The organism is Chloroflexus sp. MS-G (genome assembly GCF_000735195.1).
Lineage (GTDB): Bacteria > Chloroflexota > Chloroflexia > Chloroflexales > Chloroflexaceae > Chloroflexus.
The window spans coordinates 1-17,864 of sequence record NZ_JPIM01000092.1 but is presented as its reverse complement, the minus strand read 5'-3'; the positions used below and the strand labels follow the sequence as shown (position 1 = coordinate 17,864).

The following is a 17,864-nucleotide window of genomic DNA, read 5'->3' as shown; positions in this document are numbered from 1 at the left end:
TCACCACCTGCATTCCGGCGGTCACATCGAGCCGTTCGTAGCCGGCCAGCACAGCTTCACTACTGCCGTGTACAGCATAGACAAGCAACGTCAGTCCATTGAGGGCAATGGCGCCGATCATCAGCAGCGGTCGTGCGGTGATGATTGCTGCGCTGACAACCAACACACCAGCAATGAGTGCAAGCACGAGACGTAGGCCAAGCACATCAGCATAGAGGTCGCGGATTTTTTCCAGATTATGCGGCTCGCTACGCAAACGGGCCACTTCGCGCACTGTATATGGTGCCAGCCCAAGATCGGCGATAAAGAGAAAGACGCTCCCGAAGCCAATGACGGCTGCATACTGACCGAAGTCACTGGCGCCAAGTTGTCGCACAATGAAGATCGAAAAACAAAACGAGAGGAGTTTGATCGCTACCTGAGCAATCATTCCGACGACTGAGTTGCGCAGAATTGTTCCAGCAAGTTGATTCATGTTCTCTCACTTCAGCGTGCGATTGGATGGTCAACCATCCAGTGCGTAAGCTCTTCGACCCGATCAAGCCAACGGTCAATCGTGAATCGCTCTTCCATTAAGCGGCGTCCCGCCTTTCCCATCTGTTCTGCCCGATCTGGATCGTCCCACAAGCTGGCAATTGCTGTTGCCATCTCCTCTACACTTCCCGGTTTAACCAGCAATGCAGTTTCGCCCTCAACGACGTACTCGGCTAACCCTGGTCGGCGGGTGGCAATCACCGGTCGGCCCATCGCCTGCGCGATTTGTACCGATGTGCATCCGGCACTCCATTGCGTGCTGGCCCGAATGGGGACCACCACGATGCGGCTCTGAAGATAGCAGATGCGCAGGTGATCTGGAGGGACAAACGGTTGTAAGCTAACGTTAGCCGGCAATACATCATGTTTGAGCATACCAGCGCCACTCACCCAACTACTGCCGATCCGGAGATGACACGGAATATGCGGTAGGTGACTCATGGCTCGAATGAACGTTTCATAATCGCGGTGCGATGCGCCTAAGCTCTGAACGACGGTAGCTTTCTGAGTGCTCTGGATCGGGCGAAAGAATTCGGTATCGACCGGTGTGTGGAGGGCGACCACCCGATCTTTCGCTAAGCCGAGTTCGCTGCACATCCCTTGCGCTTCCGCCTGACTGATCGCTGCCACGATGTCCCACCGTTGTTGTAATCGTAATGCCCGTATTAATCGGAGTTTCTGCTTCGACATCCCGTGATGAAAGATCACCAGATGACGCACGTTGGTTGGTAGCACGAGAGCCAGTGGAATGCCTGCTCGCTCTGAGAGACTAATGACAACCTGATAATCTCTGTATCGTACTAGCTGCGCTACCTGCAATGCTAACCGTAGATCCAACCGTATCAACAATTCAAGATAGCATAAGGGCCGATGAGGTCGTACCAGGCCATAATCGACATAACAACTCTTGAATCTGCTGGCCAGTTCAAGATAATCGATCCGCTGATGAGTACCGGCCTGAACCGCTGCTTCCAGTCCCGGCACTGATGCACTGGTTGCCACTACCAGGGTACGTGGTACAGGTGTTTGCATAAGCCACTCTATCACGAAAGGCTGACGGTATCTTAAACAGCGTGTCGTTATCAGATGACACCATCTTCATTCTTGCCAGATGTAGTGCTGAGAACGGGTCTGAACATTCCTGGGTAACGATGAGCTGAGTTGTCTTCAAGGACACGTTTAGAGATAACGCAATACCTGCGGATACCGCTTGCGCTGCTGTCGATACCAGAAACCGAGCGGGATCAGTATGATCAAGCCACTCACCCAGGCGAGATACCCCCAAAGGATACGTGGTCCGGCCAGTGGCAACTGACTCATGACCAGAGCGATGAGGTGATAGATGATAATATGCGTCACATAAAAGAAGAGCGAGACCTGCCCGACCATTGGGAGCCAGCGCAAAGAGCCGCTGGAAAAGATGTTTGATCTGGCATAGGCTGCTGCCAGGATGAATGCTGCGATTCCAAGATTGAAGGCAAAGTAGCTCAGACTGGGTGGTGCTTTGCTCATCACCAGGATGTGAGCCGGTGTATTGCCAATAGTACCAAATGATCCCAGATCACCGAAGCCGCCAATGATGCGCAAGATGCACCAACCAATCAGGAGACCTGCTCCAATCTGTAGCCAATGTTGTGGTTGCTGTAGAGAGGTTTGGTGATGATGGTGACCAACGGCGTACCCCAGCCAGAGCAGTGGCCCCCAGCCCAGTACGGCAAAGCCAATTGCTGGTTGGGTCTCGTAGCTGTAGGTAAGCCAGAATGCTTGCCAGAACGGTTGTGGCGTATTGTTCATCAATTCAGGGGCCAGCACTCCGATCCAGAGTTGATGAAGCAACAGGGTGATCACTGCCGCGATCCCGATCTGTTGTGCCGTTAAGAATTGACGCAGACCGGCAAGCACGATCATTGCTGCGGCTATGCTGGTAAGAACGTGCACATATGGCGTGGCACCCCGCCAAAACCAGGTGCAGATCGTGAGATCAAGGATCAAAATGACCAATGCACGAATCAGGATAAAGCGTGTTGTATCCTGTTCTGGTCGGCCACGACGATGCTGAGCGGCTGCATACAACGCCAGGCTATACCCACCTAGAAAGAAGAAGATCGGCGATGCCAGATTGGTTAGCAAGCCACTCAACCAGTAGACAGGGCTTTGCAATGTGACCGCTTGCCCACCGTATGACTCGGCCTGCAAACCTGCTCCGATGAAGAATGCACTGTGATCAAGCGCCATCAAGATCAGCGCAACGCCTCGTAATGTGTCAATCGCAACGATCCGCTCGCTGCTGGCGTGCTGGTCAACCACAGTGGAGCGGGCTTCAGTCGTTATGCTTACAGTGCGCATGTGCTCTCTCCTTCAGCATGTTTACCGCTGCGATAATGGCACTGGTACTGTCGTGGATGTGATCTGTTTGCCGCACAGTGCTATGACAATGGCGTCTGGATCGATGTCTTGCTGAGCTTGATCGGTGTAACAACCGTCTCACCTTGAACAGCTACATGCCAAAGTGCCTTTCCAACTAGAGCTGCTCCGCTGTACCCAGCCGCTCCCCAAAGCATCGCAACAGTGAAAGTACTGCTCATACTAATGATGATGACCAAAACAGACCCCAATACCGAAAAGACGCCATTCATGCCCCATGCCCAGACCACCAACCCTGGTGCTTGGGTACTAAGCTGGCGTAAGCCGACAGGGAAGGGGATGCCCATCAGGGTAGCAAGTGGCGCGATGATAAGCATACTGACGACAATTCGCGCCGGGTCTGGCCAGTGCATCCAGGCACTAAATAGTCGTGGAAGCGCAACGATGTAGATTACCGTTAGGAAGGCGATACTGATGAGTATCAGCCGTAAGGCACCAACACTCCGGATGTGCTTGCTGATAACCAGACTGCCAATTGCAGCAAAGGCCAACATACTGGCAATGGTTGTGGTCGTCGCATGGATTGGATAGCCGATGAACAAAGTAAAACGCTGGATTAGCACAATCTGAATGAACATGTAGGCCGCGCCTAACAGGCTAAAGTAGGTCAGGGTCGGCATAGCGCCGGGTATGTGTATCCCATCGCGCTGATAGCGAACTAAGGGGACGATGATGAAGACGATCGCCGCACCGACAGCCAGCAGCGCCATAGTCAGTAAGATTAGATTGCCGATCGGGAAGCGATTCAGCCGTCCTTCATACGTCTTGTCAAAGTGCAGATTGTCCCAACGGAAATAGTTGTAAAAGAAGGGATTATCGTCAGTTACCGGGAAAATCTGGAACATGTACGTTTGTTCAAAAGCCCGCGGATCGCTCGCATAGAGATAATCGGCAAAGGGTGTGTTCAGTCGCTCGAAGGGATCGTGTAGCATGGTGAAGTTGTTCGCTACTCCCCACTGGCGCAATCGTTGGATCTGTTCTGGTTGGAATGGTGTGCGACTCACCAGCAGCGTTGCATTGACGCCGTGTTCATTAGCAATGATGGCAATGTGGGCCGCCGGATTATGCACACCCATGCGACGGAGTGCTTCGGCGGCCAATCCCGTCAGGCGTAGCATCTCGCGAGGTGGATTGTTGACATCGCGCGTCCACGAGAAGATACCGTTTGGAGTAAGGGCGCTAATCGCCTGTTCGAGGGCTTCAACCGTGTAGAGGTATGACTCGGCCAACACATACGCACCTCCTGATAGAGCCGCCAGGTTGTCAAGTCCAATGCCTTGAATAATGTCATACTGCTCAGTGGTGCGACTGAGGAAACTACGGCCTTCGGCAATGATGAGTTCTGTTGAAGGATGCTCGGCCAGTCTCCCGGTGTAATCGGCGTAGCGTCCTTTTAAGAGCTGAACAATGGTTGGGTTTAGTTCAATGGCCGTGATCTGCGAGGCTTTGTAGAAACGGGCCAGGAGAATGTCAAGGCCACCGCCAACCCCAATTAGCAGTGTTCGTGGATGTTCCTTACCGACGTGGTAGGCTGCACTGATAATCGCGTGATCGAAGAAGCGAAATCGTTCAAGATCGGTATCGCTTCCGTCAAACCGGTACATCCCGGTCATCGAAGTGCCGTCAATCGTCACCAGTTTGAGCGGTAGCGCCGGACGAGTTTCCATACCGTAGTTTGAACTGACTGCTCCTACAATCATCGGCTCGGTGACAATAATTTCCGGCATGACATCAACCCGACCTACAGCATCCCACCGGGTAAATTCAGGTCCGGTTTGTTGGGCTTGCATAGCCCAACCCAGTTCCTTTGAGGCTGGTACTGCTAACGTTGGTGGAAAGGCAATCATCACACCGAGCAGAGTGGTTTCACCAACGATGGTTATTGCTATCAGCCAGCGTTGCCAGCCTCGCGCTTCATAGCCGAGTAAGAGTGCTGATCCTGCGCCGATAAGCCCGATCAGGACAATAACTGCCGGTCCACCGATAAGTTGTATGACTTGTAATACGGTGATTGTGGCGAGGCCTGCTCCCAGCATATCGGCAAAGTAGAGCCGGTGTGAGGTGCCTGCCCAGCGCCCAAAGATTGCCGCGATCACCAGGCCACCGCTGAAGAACGTACTGAATAGACAAATAAAATAGATGCTGAGTCCCACAATTGCCCAGCCAATTTGGGCAGCGCGCAGTGGGTCAATCGCAATTGTGTTGATTGCGACCAGGTTACTCAGGCTGGTTAGGCTAAATGCGAGCGCTAGCAGCCCCAACCGTTGTTGGAGTCTGGCTGGCCCCCAGCGTCGCACGGCAAGGAATGTACCCGCAGCGCCGCCACCGAGCAGGGCAATACCGATCACCATGTAGGTGAAGTGATGCCAGATCATTAGCGAGAAGATTCGGGTGAAGGTGATCTGAAGGGCGAGTATACTACCGCTGATAGCGGCTAGGCCGAGATACTTACCGATCGACTGCTGTAGTGGAATGGTCATAACTACTCTCTGGGTGCAATCCTATAACGAGGCGTAATCAGCGATCATCTGCTGTTGACCGCTACGGAGCCTGATCATCCGGTAGGTTTTGCCAGCGATCTGTCGTTTCTGGCCGGGAATGCTCTCACGACCAAGGCTGATCGTTCGTAGCCGCGTTTGGCGGTGCGTTTCAGGGACAAGCAGCGTCAGCGAGAATGGTGATGGCGGGATGCTGATCGTTGCGGAGAGGCGTTGTTCGTTCCAACTTATCTCAAGCCAGTCACTGGTGTTGCGGACATCGATAAATGATAGCCAGCGCTCGGCGGTCATAATCGGTAGTCCCATCCCGGCTGCATAGCCAAGTATTTGATCAAGCCAGCGTGCCACCTCGTGAGCAATTTGGCCGCCGATCAGAAAGGGATCAACATGACATTGGAGACCTAGCGCAGCTGGATAGCGATCAATACTGGTCGCAATCTGAGCTATGCTCTGGATAGCTGCACGTGCTCCGTCGAGACCAACGTCAAAACCGGTTTGAAACACCGGCATCAGGTGTTCATCAACCAAATGCGTTGCCTGCTGATACACATCGATGACCGTCCCATCTTCGCTCACAAAACGGAGCGGCAGGCCGCTGCCATTGAGATAGCCCATTGTCCACGTTCCATCAGGTTTGCGCACTGCCGGGCCGCTATGGTAGTGATCGAGGTTCATTCGGATACCGTATGCAGCTTGAACGATGGCATTGTCTACCCAGCCGCGCCAGAGGACGCGATGGGTGCGTACCGTTGGCGGAAGTGGGCCATAGCCGAGTTTGATAAACTCACACCAATGCCGGTAATAACCGTCTTCCAACCCGTCTTCAACATAAGGATGTATCCCGAATTCATGACCACGATCCCGCCATTCACGAACGTGATGTGGTCCTGGCAACGGGTCTTCGCCGGCAATCGCCGCCCCCATCAACGGTATCTGGCTTAGTGTCCAGCGTAGCTTGCGCGTTAACCGACCGGCAGTATTGGCCGGTGGCGGTGTATAGTAGATCGAGCCATGACCGCCGTGGCGTTCGATAATGCTGAACCACTGCTCAATATGGCTCACCCGACTGCCGTGGGCATCGCCGGTAGCAATAATCGCACCGGCGGCGTTATCGGGGAAGTACCATAGCCGGGGTATGGGAATAGGACTCACCTCATCGATCATACGGCTTAGCAGACGTTGGTGTTCATCGGCCTGCGGAATAGCAATTCGTTCTAGATCGATCCAGCCTACAAAGAGATCGCTTGCGCGTAACCCTTTCATCAAGTCGCGTTCCTGGTTTGTCCATGCCGGATTGCCTTGTCGAATAAGCGCAATCGTTTGCGCCAGATCAAATGTCCACAAGGCAGCTCTGCCGGCGCCGATCTGGTGAATTGTCACTAATGGATCGCCATCGCTACTGCTTGCCACAAGCTCTGCGCCGCGCAGACGTACCCGGTCGTATACGGTGTGTAGTTGGAGGGGGCCAGCGATCCCGGTTGAGGGTAAAGGATAGAGCGAGTCGTCGCGTTGCACCACTCCCAAATAAGCGACACCAAAAATCTCGGCCAGTGCTGGATCGGGGCGGATACCAATCAGACCACCACCGCTACGAACGAATTGGGATAACCATTCCACACTCTCTTTCGGCAGTGGAGCCGAACCAACGATGATCACCGCACCATTGATGTCACTGTCTATCTGCCGCAGACTGGTTTGACGGAGACCAACAAAGCCTTCCGCCCGTAAGATTTCAGCGAGGTAGGCAGTAAAATCCGGCTGTGGCGCCCGATCCCTTGCCAATAATAATGGCGCAAAACCACGCGCTGGCGGCAGCGGGAGAGCTTTGATATTAGACACAGGTGCCGATAACGGCCACTGTTCAACGCCGAAAGCCACCATTCCCCCTAACCCGGTAGCGGCCAGCATACCCGATAGAAATGCTCGTCGCGTGATGGATCGCTGCACGTAGCGCATGGATAACACTCATCCTCGTCGCCGACGGCTCATCACCGAACGACGTCGTGGCGGTCGTCTGAACGGTGCTGATCGGCGTTCGCCTTGCTGATAATCGATTATGAATGGTGGTTCACCAACCGCACGTTCATAACCCGCTTCGGTGGCAATAGGTGGTGCGGTAACAATTGGTTGGCTGCTGTCGGTTGGTGGAGTGATAATGACTCTTGGTGTTCTTATCCCGGCTTCAAGCGGAGAATATTGCTCATCAGCATCATCTCGATGAGAACTGGGCGTAGTCGCCGGGCGCGCTGACCGGGGTTCATGATCCGTTCGTGTAGCGTCTCTTGCCTGATTGCCCTTTCCAGGATTCAGCAACCGTAACGGCCCTACGCTAAGGAGGTGGTGTAAACTGTTAAGCGGCAAGCGCGGTCGTTCGGGTTTTCCCGACAGGGCAAATGTATCAGTCAGCATCACTGCTCCCAGCACACTGTCGGATCGCTTCAACGTCAACCGCTTCAAGCTTTGTTGAATATCGCGACTGCTGTCTTCGATGGGTTTCAGCGCCAGAACAACGCCGTCAACCATTGGTGCCAGCAAGGCAGCTTCTATTCCGCTGAGTGTTGATGGGCCATCAAAGATCAAAATATCGGCCGCACGTTGCAGACCATCAACCAGCGCTGGCCATGGTTGTGAAGGAGGTAAAGGTCGGCCATCTTCATCAGTGTTACGGCTCAGAAGCAACACATTTTTTAACGGTGTTATGCGTAAACTTGACCAGACCTGCGCTTCACCATCAATCGTAATCGGTTGTAGCACTGCATCTGGATTAGAGAACAGTCCACTGAGGATCGCCCTTTCAGTTTCTGCGTCGACCAACAGTACCCGATACCCCGACAGGGTGTAGCAATGAGCCAGATCAACGACCAGCGCACTCCGTTCGACTGAAGGACGTGGCCCGCTGATCATCAGAATCCGCGCGTTACGGGGAAGTCCGGCCAGCACAATCTGGGTGTGCGCCTCTTTAACGGCTTGCCGACGCTGTCTGGCTTCTTCTTCGTCGAGTTCGATCAGTGGACGCTTACCCGGTACAGCACCGAGAAAGTTCAGCCCAAAGCGGCTCCGCAGGTCATTATGATTACGCCAGCGGGTATCGATAATTTCCAGGCCAAAAGCAGCTATTATTCCTAGCAATAATCCACTCAGGGCGGCAATAGCGACGGTCAGATTTCGTTTGTTTGGTAATGGTGAAGTTGGTACTTTCGCTGCCTCGAAGATTGCCAGACTACTAATCAGGCTGGTATTCTGTAACCGTAGCAACTGCGCGTAGGTATTTTGTGCTGTATCACGCGCCAGCTCTAACTCTTTAAGACGGTTACGCGCTTCGCGGAGATCGGTAGCGCTGGTTGCCTGAGCTAGCATCGCCCGCGCCTGCTCAATCTGGCGATCAAGTTGATCTATTTCAGCCTGTGATCGGGCAATCTGTTCGTTAAGCAGATTACGCTGTTCTGCCACTTTTTCCGGCGAGTTTGGGCTAAAACGAATTAATTCTTCGGCAACTGCACTAGCAATCGCTGCTGCCCGCTGGGGATTGGTGTCGGTGATCGTGATGTCAAGGAGACTGGCTTGCCGATTGACACTGGTCGTAAGCATGTACGTGCTAATCACTTGCCACGGGAAGGGTAGCTTGAGTTGTTCGACAACCGGCGCCAGAATGATCTCACGGCGCGCCATTTCAGCATAAAAACCGGCAACAGTCGTGCTTAAGCCAAACGTCTGGGGATCAGGTATGGCAGCGAGCGACTCGCCCACCCGCAATGTCACCCGACTCACATAGTAATCAGGTTGACGAAGAGTAAAGATCAGTGCCGCTCCGCCAGCCGTGGCTGCCGCCAAGCAAACTACCCACCACCAGCGCAACACGATGCGGAGGTAAGACCATATGTCGCTCCAGGTGAGCATTATGAAAGCTCCTTAACTACTAGGCAAAATCACCAGATCACCTGCTTCCAGGCCGCTTATGATTTCAACCTTACCATCCACCATCAAACCGGTCTGGACCTCTACCCGCTGCGGGCCGTTGTCACCTGGCACTAAGACATAGGTCCCGCCATCACGACGAATTGCCTCGACGGGCAACCAGCGCACGTTTTCGCGTTGGCCGAAATCAATGGTAACTAATGCCGGATCACCAACTGCTAATGGGATGTCACGGGCATTATAGATAATATGGAGTTCTGGTGTTTGAAGGGTGGACATGCCGGTAGGTTTGCGTACCACGCCCTGAAATGTGCGACCAGGATAACGGACAAAAGAGATTTCAACTGGCGTTCTATCAGGAATGCGTTCGAGATCGGAGCTATTTATCGAGCTGACGGTGATCTGTAAGCCTGAATCGTCCATCAACCGAATGACCGGCATTTCAGCTTGCACGGGCAGGCCGACCAGAGCATCAATGGCCGTCACTGAACCATCGAAGGGCGCATAAATCCGACGGGCTTCGATCTGCTGCTCGATCTCTTTGATCCTGAGTTCTGAAGCTGCCAGACTCTTCACCAGCGCAGGATCGGGCGTTGTGCGCTGCCGGGCAGCATCGAGTTGAATCTGCGCCTGTTCCACTGCACGCTGTGCAGCAATGACGTCAAACTGATTTGGCCCGCTGAGAAGCCGCTCAAGACGGGCACGGGCCAGTTCGACATCGGCTTCCGCAGCCTGCACTGCTGCAATTTCATTCCCCCGTGCCGTATCTAGTTCGATTTGGGCCAGCGCCACTGCACTTTCTGCGGCTTGCAGCTCAACCGCAAGCCGGTCAACGAGTGCACGTACTTCTGGCGTATCTTCCACCTCAAGGCGGGCACGGGCTTCGCCGAATGCGGCCTGGACGCGCTGTAATGCTGCTACGCGGTCGGCAAGTGCCCGTTCAGCGCGGGTCTTTACGGCTGAAGCGTCATTGCGCGTGCGGGCCAGCGCCGCTTCAGCGCGCTGTAATGCAGCTCGCGCCTCGGCAATGTCGCTTGCCGAAGCAGGAGTCGTGAGTTGTGCCAGTCGGTCACGAGCCGCAGCCAGGGCTACTTCGGCTGCCCGAACGTCAATCTGAGCACGGGCGATAACCTGATCAATCATTCGCCGATCTTGATCGGCATTGATCTGCGCCTGACGTAGCTGATTTTTAAGTGTGCCCAGATCGATTTCGGCTAAGAGTTGCCCGGCCTTTACCTGCGCCCCTACTTCGACGTACAGATTGCGCAAAATACCACTCTCGCGAAACGCCAGACCACGTTCAAGAATTGGCGTGACCTGACCACTAAACTCACGCCGGTCGTGAAAGGTTCCCAGCGCAACGGCAACGGTCTTTTGTACCGGTACTGTCGTTGTTGCCGTTGGTGCGATTGCTACCACAGTCGGTTCCGGTGTTGGTGGTGGTGTCCAGGGTTCAGGCGTCGGTGCGCCAACCAGCGTACTGATACTACAACTACTCAGCCCGAATGCAACACCTAAGATCAGGATTATGGGCCAGACAAGTCTTCGGTATCCCATACATTCTCCGGCCTAATGTGTCACTGCCAACGCACCGGTCAATGGTACGCCGACAGCCGGTACTTGCACTGCCTCTTGCCTCAGTATCCATCTACTGGCGGCCAGCAGATCATCGGCGATGTACGTTGGCTGAAACCGCCGCAGTTCAGTCTTCTGCGATTCAGCAGCACCACGGCCACTCTTGACCAGAATCGTCTGACATCCCATCTGTTGACCGGCAGCAATGTCGGTGAGGGCATCCCCGATGAGGAAGGTCTTTCGGCAGTCGATCTGGTATTGCCTGGCCAGCTCCTCGATCATCCCCGGTTGCGGTTTTCGGCAATGGCAACGCTCTTCGGGGGTGTGAGGACAATAGCGGATGTCCTCGATGTGCGCACCGTGGTGATCGGCAATAGCTCGCAGCCGGGTATGAATGTCTTCCAATGCTTCCAGGCTCATCAGCCCTCGCCCGACTGCGGCCTGGTTCGTGATGATGAAGATGCGAAACCCGGCGTTTGTCAACAGACGCAACGCTGTCAGTGCGCCAGGCAAAAATTGAAATTCCGCCCAGCTCTTAACGTGGTCTGCCCGGTTGTAATTGATCACTCCATCGCGGTCGAGAAATACAGCGCGCATAAGCCCCTCCCCCTGGCGCTGCCCTGATGGCATAAGCAGACGATGACAATAGTGACATAAGTACAGTACACGTTGTTGCTGACGATATGCTAACAAAAATGAAGGGGATTTATAAAAATCCTGTCAGCTTCATCTGCTAATGTGCGTGCATGCAAAGGATGACGTTGATAGGGGGGAAGGTATGATCATCTCACGCACGCCGTTGCGCGTCAGTTTCGTTGGCGGTGGTAGTGATTTACCGGCGTACTACCGTCATGAACCAGGCGCAGTTGTCAGCACTGCTATTAACAAGTATATCTACATTACGGTGAACGAGAAGTTTGATCGGCAGATTCGGGCTAGTTATTCGGTAACTGAAATTGTCGAGCGGGTTGATGATCTCAAGCACCAACTTATTCGTGAGGCGTTACGGCTGGTTGGCCGAACACACTCCATCGAGATTACTTCAATCTCTGATATTCCCTCGCAAGGTACCGGTCTAGGTTCATCGAGTACCTATACCGTTGGCCTGTTGAATGCGCTCTATGCCTTCGTTGGCCGTTTCGCCGGCGCCGAACGGTTGGCACGAGAGGCGTGTTACATCGAAATCGAGCGCTGCGGTGCTCCTATCGGTAAGCAGGATCAATACATTGCAGCATTTGGCGGTTTTCAGTTTATTCAATTTAATCCTGATGAGACGGTGTTTGTCGATCCGATCATCTGTCAGAGCGAGACGAAGCGCTTGTTGCAGCAGCGCTTACTGATGTTGTATACCGGTGCCACCCGTAAAGCCGATGATGTGTTGCGTGAACAGCGGGAAAACACTGAACGCGACGTGTCGCGACGGCGCCATTTGCGCCGTATGGTAGAGCTGGCGCACGATCTCCGCATTGCCCTGCATCACGATAATCTTGATGCGTTCGGCGAGATTTTACACGAGGGCTGGATGCGCAAACGCGAATTGGCCAGCAGCATCTCTAATTCCCAGATTGATGATTGGTATGAGCGTGCCCGTACTGCTGGCGCTATCGGCGGTAAAATCCTGGGTGCCGGTGGTGGTGGCTTCTTGCTCCTCTATGCACCCGAAGAACGCCACCCGGCGATTCGCGCCGCCTTGCCAGAATTGCGCCCCGTGCCAATCCAGTTTGAGCCACAGGGTAGTAAAATTATCTATGTTGAAGAGCGGTAGCGCTTCCTGGTAGTACGTGCAGGGTTGATCCAATGATGGGGGAACTACATTGGAGGTATTGTTGTCTAAGAGCATGATCAAAAACTTGGATGGTTGATGCGGTTCTGCAATGGCATTCCAAACGATAGGTACCGGATCGTTGCTGATGAGAACCGTTGGCAGGTAGGGTATGCGTCGCCCTTCCGCGATGGGAGGGGGGGCAACGTATTCCGTCCCGGTGCTGCGGCGCACGCCTGGCGTGCCCTCACCTTCCCCCCAGCCCCCTTCCTCTCCCCCGCTGGGGGCGAGGAAGGGGGAGGGCGCTGCCTCCCCTTCCCCCCGGCCCCTTCACCGCTTCACTCGTCGCCTGGCGTGCTCGTTCCCGCACCGGTAGGGGCAGGTTTCCAACCTGCCCGCTGGGCGGCTGGACGCGAGGGCATATGAGGGGTGTCGGCGTCGCTCCCTCCCCTTCCCCCCTAGCCCCCTGCCTCTCCCCCGCTGGGGGCGAGGAAGGGCGAGGGCGCTCCCTCTCCTTCCCCCCAGCCCCTTCACCGCTTCACTCGTCGCCTGGCGTGCTCGTTCCCGCACCGGTAGGGGCAGGTTTCCAACCTGCCCGCTGGGCGGCTGGACGCGAGGGCATATGAGGGGTGTCGGCGTCGCTCCCTCCCCTTCCCCCCAGCCCCCTTCCGCTCCCCCGCTGGGGCGAGGAAGGGGGAGGGCGCTGCCTCCCCTTCCCCCCGGCCCCTTCACCGCTTCACTCGTCGCCTGGCGTGCTCGTTCCCGCACCGGTAGGGGCAGGTTTCCAACCTGCCCGCTGGGCGGCTGGACGCGAGGGCATATGAGGGGTGTCGGCGTCGCTCCCTCACCTTCCCCCCTGGCCCCCTGCCTCTCCCCCGCTGGGGGCGAGGCAGGGGGAGGGCGCTGCCTCACCTTCCCCCCAGCCCCCTTCCTCTCCCCCGCTGGGGGCGAGGCAGGGGGAGGGCGCTGCCTTCCCTTCCCCCTCGCCCCTTCACCGCTTCGCTCGTCGCTCGGCGTGCTCGTTCCCGCCCCTACCATACACTGACGACCTGATCGACGAGCGAAGCGTGGCGTGGGGAGACCGCTGACGGAACAGGAAATGTCACACCGCTGCCCGTGCTACGGAATAGGCGAGTAACCCGCATCTTCTTCACGCTTCTATTTCCTTTCCCTTCTCTACGCACCTCTGCCAGGCATGATGAAACCTTTGAAAAGTCCCACTCTCGAATTAGGAATGTTGACACTCTCATTGACGATACCGGTATAATTGAGGTAGATGCGCTGTCGTTGATATACCATTTGGTGTATTCCTCGTAAGGAGAAATCCGCGTGCTCCACCGCTCCTCATATAAGCAAATTGTCATCCTCGTTATCCTGTGGTGTGTTCTTCCATTCACGATTACAATCGCCGGTAATCCACCTTTTCGGCAGTGGGTGCCAATTATTTTTGGGCCTTCACCTGAGCCGCAATATCTGATCAACGTCCCCTACTTTTCGGTAGCCAGTGTAACCGGTGAACGTTTCGATCAGATGGCGATCTTCTGGTTTGGCCAACTGAGCCGTGATACGAACTACACTGATGTTCGGATTGGTTATAACGACACGGATCTCTACCTATACCTTGCCAGTTTTGATCGTCAGCTCTGGTACGATACAACCCCTTCACCTGCCGATCTGACGGCCTGGGATGCGGCTACACTGTTGATTGATACTGCTAATAGCACCCGGCTGAGCGCTACCAGTTTCCGCTTCGTAGCCCAATTCCGAGGTGATGCTGTCGTTGATCCAGCTTACCAGTTAAGCCAGAGTGCGAGCGGTGGAAGTTGGTCAACGACGACGGTTGCCTTCCATTCAATTCCCGGCTGGCGTGGTGATCGATTGAACGATAACAATGATAGCGAAGATCGGGGCTGGGCAATGACCTTTCGGATACCGTTTGCCAGCCTTGGGCTGAGTGGACGACCAGCCGATGGGACGCGCTGGCGAATAGCGCTGATCGTCCACGACCGCGACAATGCCGCCGGGAATCCGGCAATCCCAGACCAGTCGTGGCCGCCAGGACTGAATGCTGATGTGCCATCTACATGGGGCGGTATCAGGTTTGGTCTCCCGACGTATACGCCTCCGGCCACCGGTTCAGTTCAGGAGTTTCAGATTCGCCATCGCTTGAATGGAGTCACTGTGGTTGATGCCGGGATTGGTGGGGTTAATCCCTATATGTGCGACGATAGCGGCGATTACTGGAATACCTGGGGGAATCGCCCGCCACCTTCAGAACAGGGTGACGTTAGTATTCAGAATCAATCGGATATTGCCGACTGGCCCTGCTTCGCGAAGTACTATATCACCTTTCCGCTCAACACCTTACCAGCAGGTCGTACCGTTATTTCAGCCAGGTTGATTCTGAGCCAGATGGGGAATGCCAAACCCAGTCAGGCCCAACGTTCTCTGATCCAGGCTTTACTGGTTGGTGAAGATTGGAACCCGACTACCATCACCTGGAACAATGCGCCCTTGGTACGTGAAAATGTTGGTTCAGGCTGGGTTGATCCAATTCCCCAATTCCCAGGTTGGGAAAACCTCCCTAAACGCGAGATCGATGTAACGTGGGGATTTGTGCAAGCCTATACTCGTGGTCAACCGCTACGTCTGGCCCTCTATTCCGCCGATAGCGCCTATCACAGTGGGAAGTACTTTGTGTCGAGTAACACTGGCGATTGGAATGCCGAGAATCGTCCGACTTTAGTTGTGCGGCTGTCTCCGTAGCTAGTAGGAACGGAGGGGGCTGGGGGGAACTGCAGAACGGGCACAGCATCGCTGTGGCCCTACCTTCCACGCCCCTGGTGGGAGAAGAGGGTGCCGAGGGGAAAGGGAAGGGCCGTTCTCCCCCTTACTCTCCCCCTGGTGGGAGAGGAATGGGGCTGGGGGGAAGGAGAGGGGGAACCACCCACCGTATCACCGAGAACAGCTACTGTTCCCCTCCCCCCATCTCCACCCAGCGCCGGAACAGTTCGACGGTGTAGCGCCACTGCCCATCGTGATGGTGCACCACGTCGTGGCGGCATAGAGTCTGGAGCGCCTGATCAACCGTGCGCTCCGGCAACCCACTGATCTCGCACAGCCGGGCAAACGGCAGCCCATCGGGGTGCGGCGCCAGGCAGCGCAGAATGGTCTGCTGCTCCGGCGCGCCATGCTGCGCCTGCCCCCACACACCGGTGAAGTAGTAGCGCGCCTGGTGATAGAAATCGGTGGTGATCACTGCTTCGACATCGGCGCGCCGGAAGCGTGGCTCCTGCGCCTTGCCCTGCTCGAAGGAGAGTGTGTTGAACCGGCTGACCAGCCGATGCCCGATCAGTTGCACCAGGTACGGCTGCCCGCCGGTCAGTTCCCAGATATGGTCAAGCGCCTCACGCTCGTAATCCAGCGCAAACTCCGGGTCGGGCGGGTTCGCCAGCACCTGATCGACCGCGCCACGACTCAGGAAGCTGACCTTGACCGGAATGACACTGGCGAAGAACGGCTGAAAATAGTCGCTGCTCATCTCTTCAAGGGTGTGCAGCCCGGCAAAGGCGAACGCAATCCGTTCGTCCATCTGGATGTAGCCGCGCAACGTCTTCAGGATGTCGGTCGGCAGTCTGTCGTTGGTGATCCACTCTTCCAGTTGCTCAAACTCGTCGAGCGCGATGATCAGGCGCTGCTCGTTTAGTATTGCGCTGACCTGCTTCAGGTAGCGTTCAAACGCCAGTTCGGGCCGCTGCTCAAACGCCGCGTCGCCAATCGGGGGCGCAGGCAACTGCCTGTGCTGGAGGGTATCGGCGATGCTGTCAGCCAGTTTCACAAACAGATCAACGGCACCGTTGCGCAGATCGCCGAGCAACAGAAGATTGACATACGCAACATGCACCCGGCTCCCCAACCGCCCATCCAGGTTGCGCAGGATCGAGGTTTTCCCCATGCGCCGGTGCCCGAAGATCACCACCGACGGCGGGTTGGCGCTGCCGTACCAGAGTTCTTCAAGCCGGCGCAACACATCGTCGCGCCCTACCAGTCTATTTCCGGGCACCGGATCGCCGATGATATAGGGGTTGCGCACCGGCTGCGTCGGCGTCGCCTGCCCAACCTCGGCCGTCGTATTGAGCAACAGATCGCGCCAGGTCGTGGCAATCGCGCGCACCAGTTCCCGTTCCGCCCGTGGGATCTGCTCGATTCCGGTCAGAACCTCGTTCACCTCAGCCAGCGCCCGGTTCAGCGCCTGCGAACGAACCACCCGCGACACGCTCATCTGCACCGTGTGCGCCTCCTGCGCCGCCCGCTGCAGACGCGCCAGCGCGGGCCACGATGCGCGCTGCGCCAGCGGATCGCCGACCGGCGGTTGCGTGGCGGTCAGGAATGATTCGTCTACGCCCAGTGCTGCCAGATCACCGAAACTGCTGCACCGCTGCGCCAGCGCCAGCGTGCTGGCCAGCCGATAACACGCTTCGCCGCCCGCCAGATCGCGCACTACCGCAAACGCCTGCGCCGCCTGCGCCGCGTCGTTCTGCGAGAGGAACCAGAACCCGGCGCAGGCTGCTCGCGCTGACGTGTCCAGCACTGGTGTCAGCGGGAAACGATCCATCCAGCGCTGTTTGATCCGAGAAGGCAGGAGAAAAAAAAAGCCATCAATTGTTTCACGCCAGAGCGCACGACGCAGTGGAACGGCGCCGAACCGCACCAGATCCCAATCAAAAGGATCGCGGGCCAGCTCGGCGGCTGCCGGGATGATCTGCGCTACCGACAGGCGGGCCATTGCTCGATTGACAGCTGCTACCGCCGGGATGAACTGAAGGCTGTACGCCAGAATCTGATTGACATTGTGGACGCCGGCGCTCCAGTCGCGTATCAGCCAGCGCTCCAGGCGCGCCCGCAGACCGGGGATCGGGACGACCGTCACCCGCGGCAGCCACGGTCGCTGTAATAGAGTGCGACGTGACCAGATGAGCCACGTTGGCAGCGCCAGCAGCAGGTAATCGGGCAGGCGCAGTACCGCCACGCCGAACGCCACGCCGAATGCCACGCCGAATGCCACGCCGCCCGCCACGCCGAATGCCACGCCGCCCGCCACGCCGCCCGCCACGCCGCCCGCCACGCCGACCGCCACGCCGCCCGCCACGTCGAAT

The 17,864-nt window shown here is 56.2% G+C and carries 11 protein-coding genes; 2 read left to right on the top strand and 9 right to left on the bottom strand.

The features are described 5' to 3' along the window. The 8 genes from JE47_RS0115150 to gmhB form a co-directional block, all read right to left on the bottom strand. A partial coding sequence (locus tag JE47_RS0115150) for an oligosaccharide flippase family protein (protein ID WP_031460564.1) occupies positions 1-475 on the bottom strand: 475 nt, incomplete at its 3' end. A gap of 11 nt (positions 476-486) precedes the next feature. After that, the gene (locus tag JE47_RS0115145) at positions 487-1,566 is read right to left on the bottom strand and encodes a glycosyltransferase family 4 protein (protein ID WP_031460563.1); all 1,080 of its coding nucleotides are present in this window, start codon (positions 1,564-1,566) and stop codon (positions 487-489) included. A 147-nt stretch (positions 1,567-1,713) separates the two neighbouring features. Beyond that, positions 1,714-2,880 (bottom strand): DUF1624 domain-containing protein, encoded by a 1,167-nt coding sequence (locus tag JE47_RS0115140; RefSeq protein ID WP_031460562.1) that lies wholly within the window; start codon positions 2,878-2,880, stop codon positions 1,714-1,716. Between the two features lie 80 nt (positions 2,881-2,960). Beyond that, entirely contained in the window at positions 2,961-5,438 is a 2,478-nt protein-coding gene (locus JE47_RS0115135) for a hypothetical protein (protein ID WP_035419594.1), read from the bottom strand. A gap of 21 nt (positions 5,439-5,459) precedes the next feature. Beyond that, a complete protein-coding gene (locus tag JE47_RS0115130) occupies positions 5,460-7,412 on the bottom strand; it encodes a hypothetical protein (protein WP_031460560.1) in 1,953 nt (650 codons plus the stop codon). A 9-nt stretch (positions 7,413-7,421) separates the two neighbouring features. After that, complete coding sequence (locus tag JE47_RS0115125) at positions 7,422-9,353, bottom strand: CpsD/CapB family tyrosine-protein kinase (protein ID WP_081910048.1); 1,932 nt, start codon at positions 9,351-9,353, stop codon at positions 7,422-7,424. A 12-nt stretch (positions 9,354-9,365) separates the two neighbouring features. Next, positions 9,366-10,928 carry an efflux RND transporter periplasmic adaptor subunit gene (locus tag JE47_RS0115120; protein ID WP_031460558.1) on the bottom strand — a complete coding sequence of 521 codons (1,563 nt, stop codon included), beginning with the start codon at positions 10,926-10,928 and terminating at the stop codon, positions 9,366-9,368. Positions 10,929-10,940: 12 nt separating this feature from the next. Continuing rightward, on the bottom strand, positions 10,941-11,543 hold the full coding sequence (gene gmhB / locus JE47_RS0115115; protein WP_031460557.1) for a D-glycero-beta-D-manno-heptose 1,7-bisphosphate 7-phosphatase: 603 nt from the start codon (positions 11,541-11,543) through the stop codon (positions 10,941-10,943). A gap of 181 nt (positions 11,544-11,724) precedes the next feature. Between gmhB and JE47_RS0115110 the strand changes: the two genes are divergently transcribed. Both JE47_RS0115110 and JE47_RS0115105 read left to right on the top strand, forming a co-directional pair. Beyond that, positions 11,725-12,711 (top strand): GHMP family kinase ATP-binding protein, encoded by a 987-nt coding sequence (locus JE47_RS0115110; RefSeq protein ID WP_031460556.1) that lies wholly within the window; start codon positions 11,725-11,727, stop codon positions 12,709-12,711. A gap of 1,326 nt (positions 12,712-14,037) precedes the next feature. Next, positions 14,038-15,474, top strand: coding sequence for a DNRLRE domain-containing protein (locus JE47_RS0115105; protein ID WP_031460555.1), 1,437 nt, complete (start codon positions 14,038-14,040; stop codon positions 15,472-15,474). Between the two features lie 202 nt (positions 15,475-15,676). On the opposite strand, the gene JE47_RS21820 is transcribed toward JE47_RS0115105, so the two are convergent. Continuing rightward, positions 15,677-17,864, bottom strand: a 2,188-nt coding sequence (locus JE47_RS21820; protein ID WP_031460554.1) for an AAA family ATPase, incomplete at its 5' end; no start/stop codon positions are given.

Coding starts and splice junctions, on each gene's coding strand:
- JE47_RS0115110 (WP_031460556.1), top strand. CDS start 11,725: ATGATCATCTCACGCACGCCGTTGCGCGTCAGTTTCGTTGGCGGTGGT.
- gmhB (WP_031460557.1), bottom strand. CDS start 11,543: ATGCGCGCTGTATTTCTCGACCGCGATGGAGTGATCAATTACAACCGG.
- JE47_RS0115135 (WP_035419594.1), bottom strand. CDS start 5,438: ATGACCATTCCACTACAGCAGTCGATCGGTAAGTATCTCGGCCTAGCC.
- JE47_RS0115130 (WP_031460560.1), bottom strand. CDS start 7,412: ATGCGCTACGTGCAGCGATCCATCACGCGACGAGCATTTCTATCGGGT.
- JE47_RS0115140 (WP_031460562.1), bottom strand. CDS start 2,880: ATGCGCACTGTAAGCATAACGACTGAAGCCCGCTCCACTGTGGTTGAC.
- JE47_RS0115145 (WP_031460563.1), bottom strand. CDS start 1,566: ATGCAAACACCTGTACCACGTACCCTGGTAGTGGCAACCAGTGCATCA.
- JE47_RS0115120 (WP_031460558.1), bottom strand. CDS start 10,928: ATGGGATACCGAAGACTTGTCTGGCCCATAATCCTGATCTTAGGTGTT.
- JE47_RS0115125 (WP_081910048.1), bottom strand. CDS start 9,353: ATGCTCACCTGGAGCGACATATGGTCTTACCTCCGCATCGTGTTGCGC.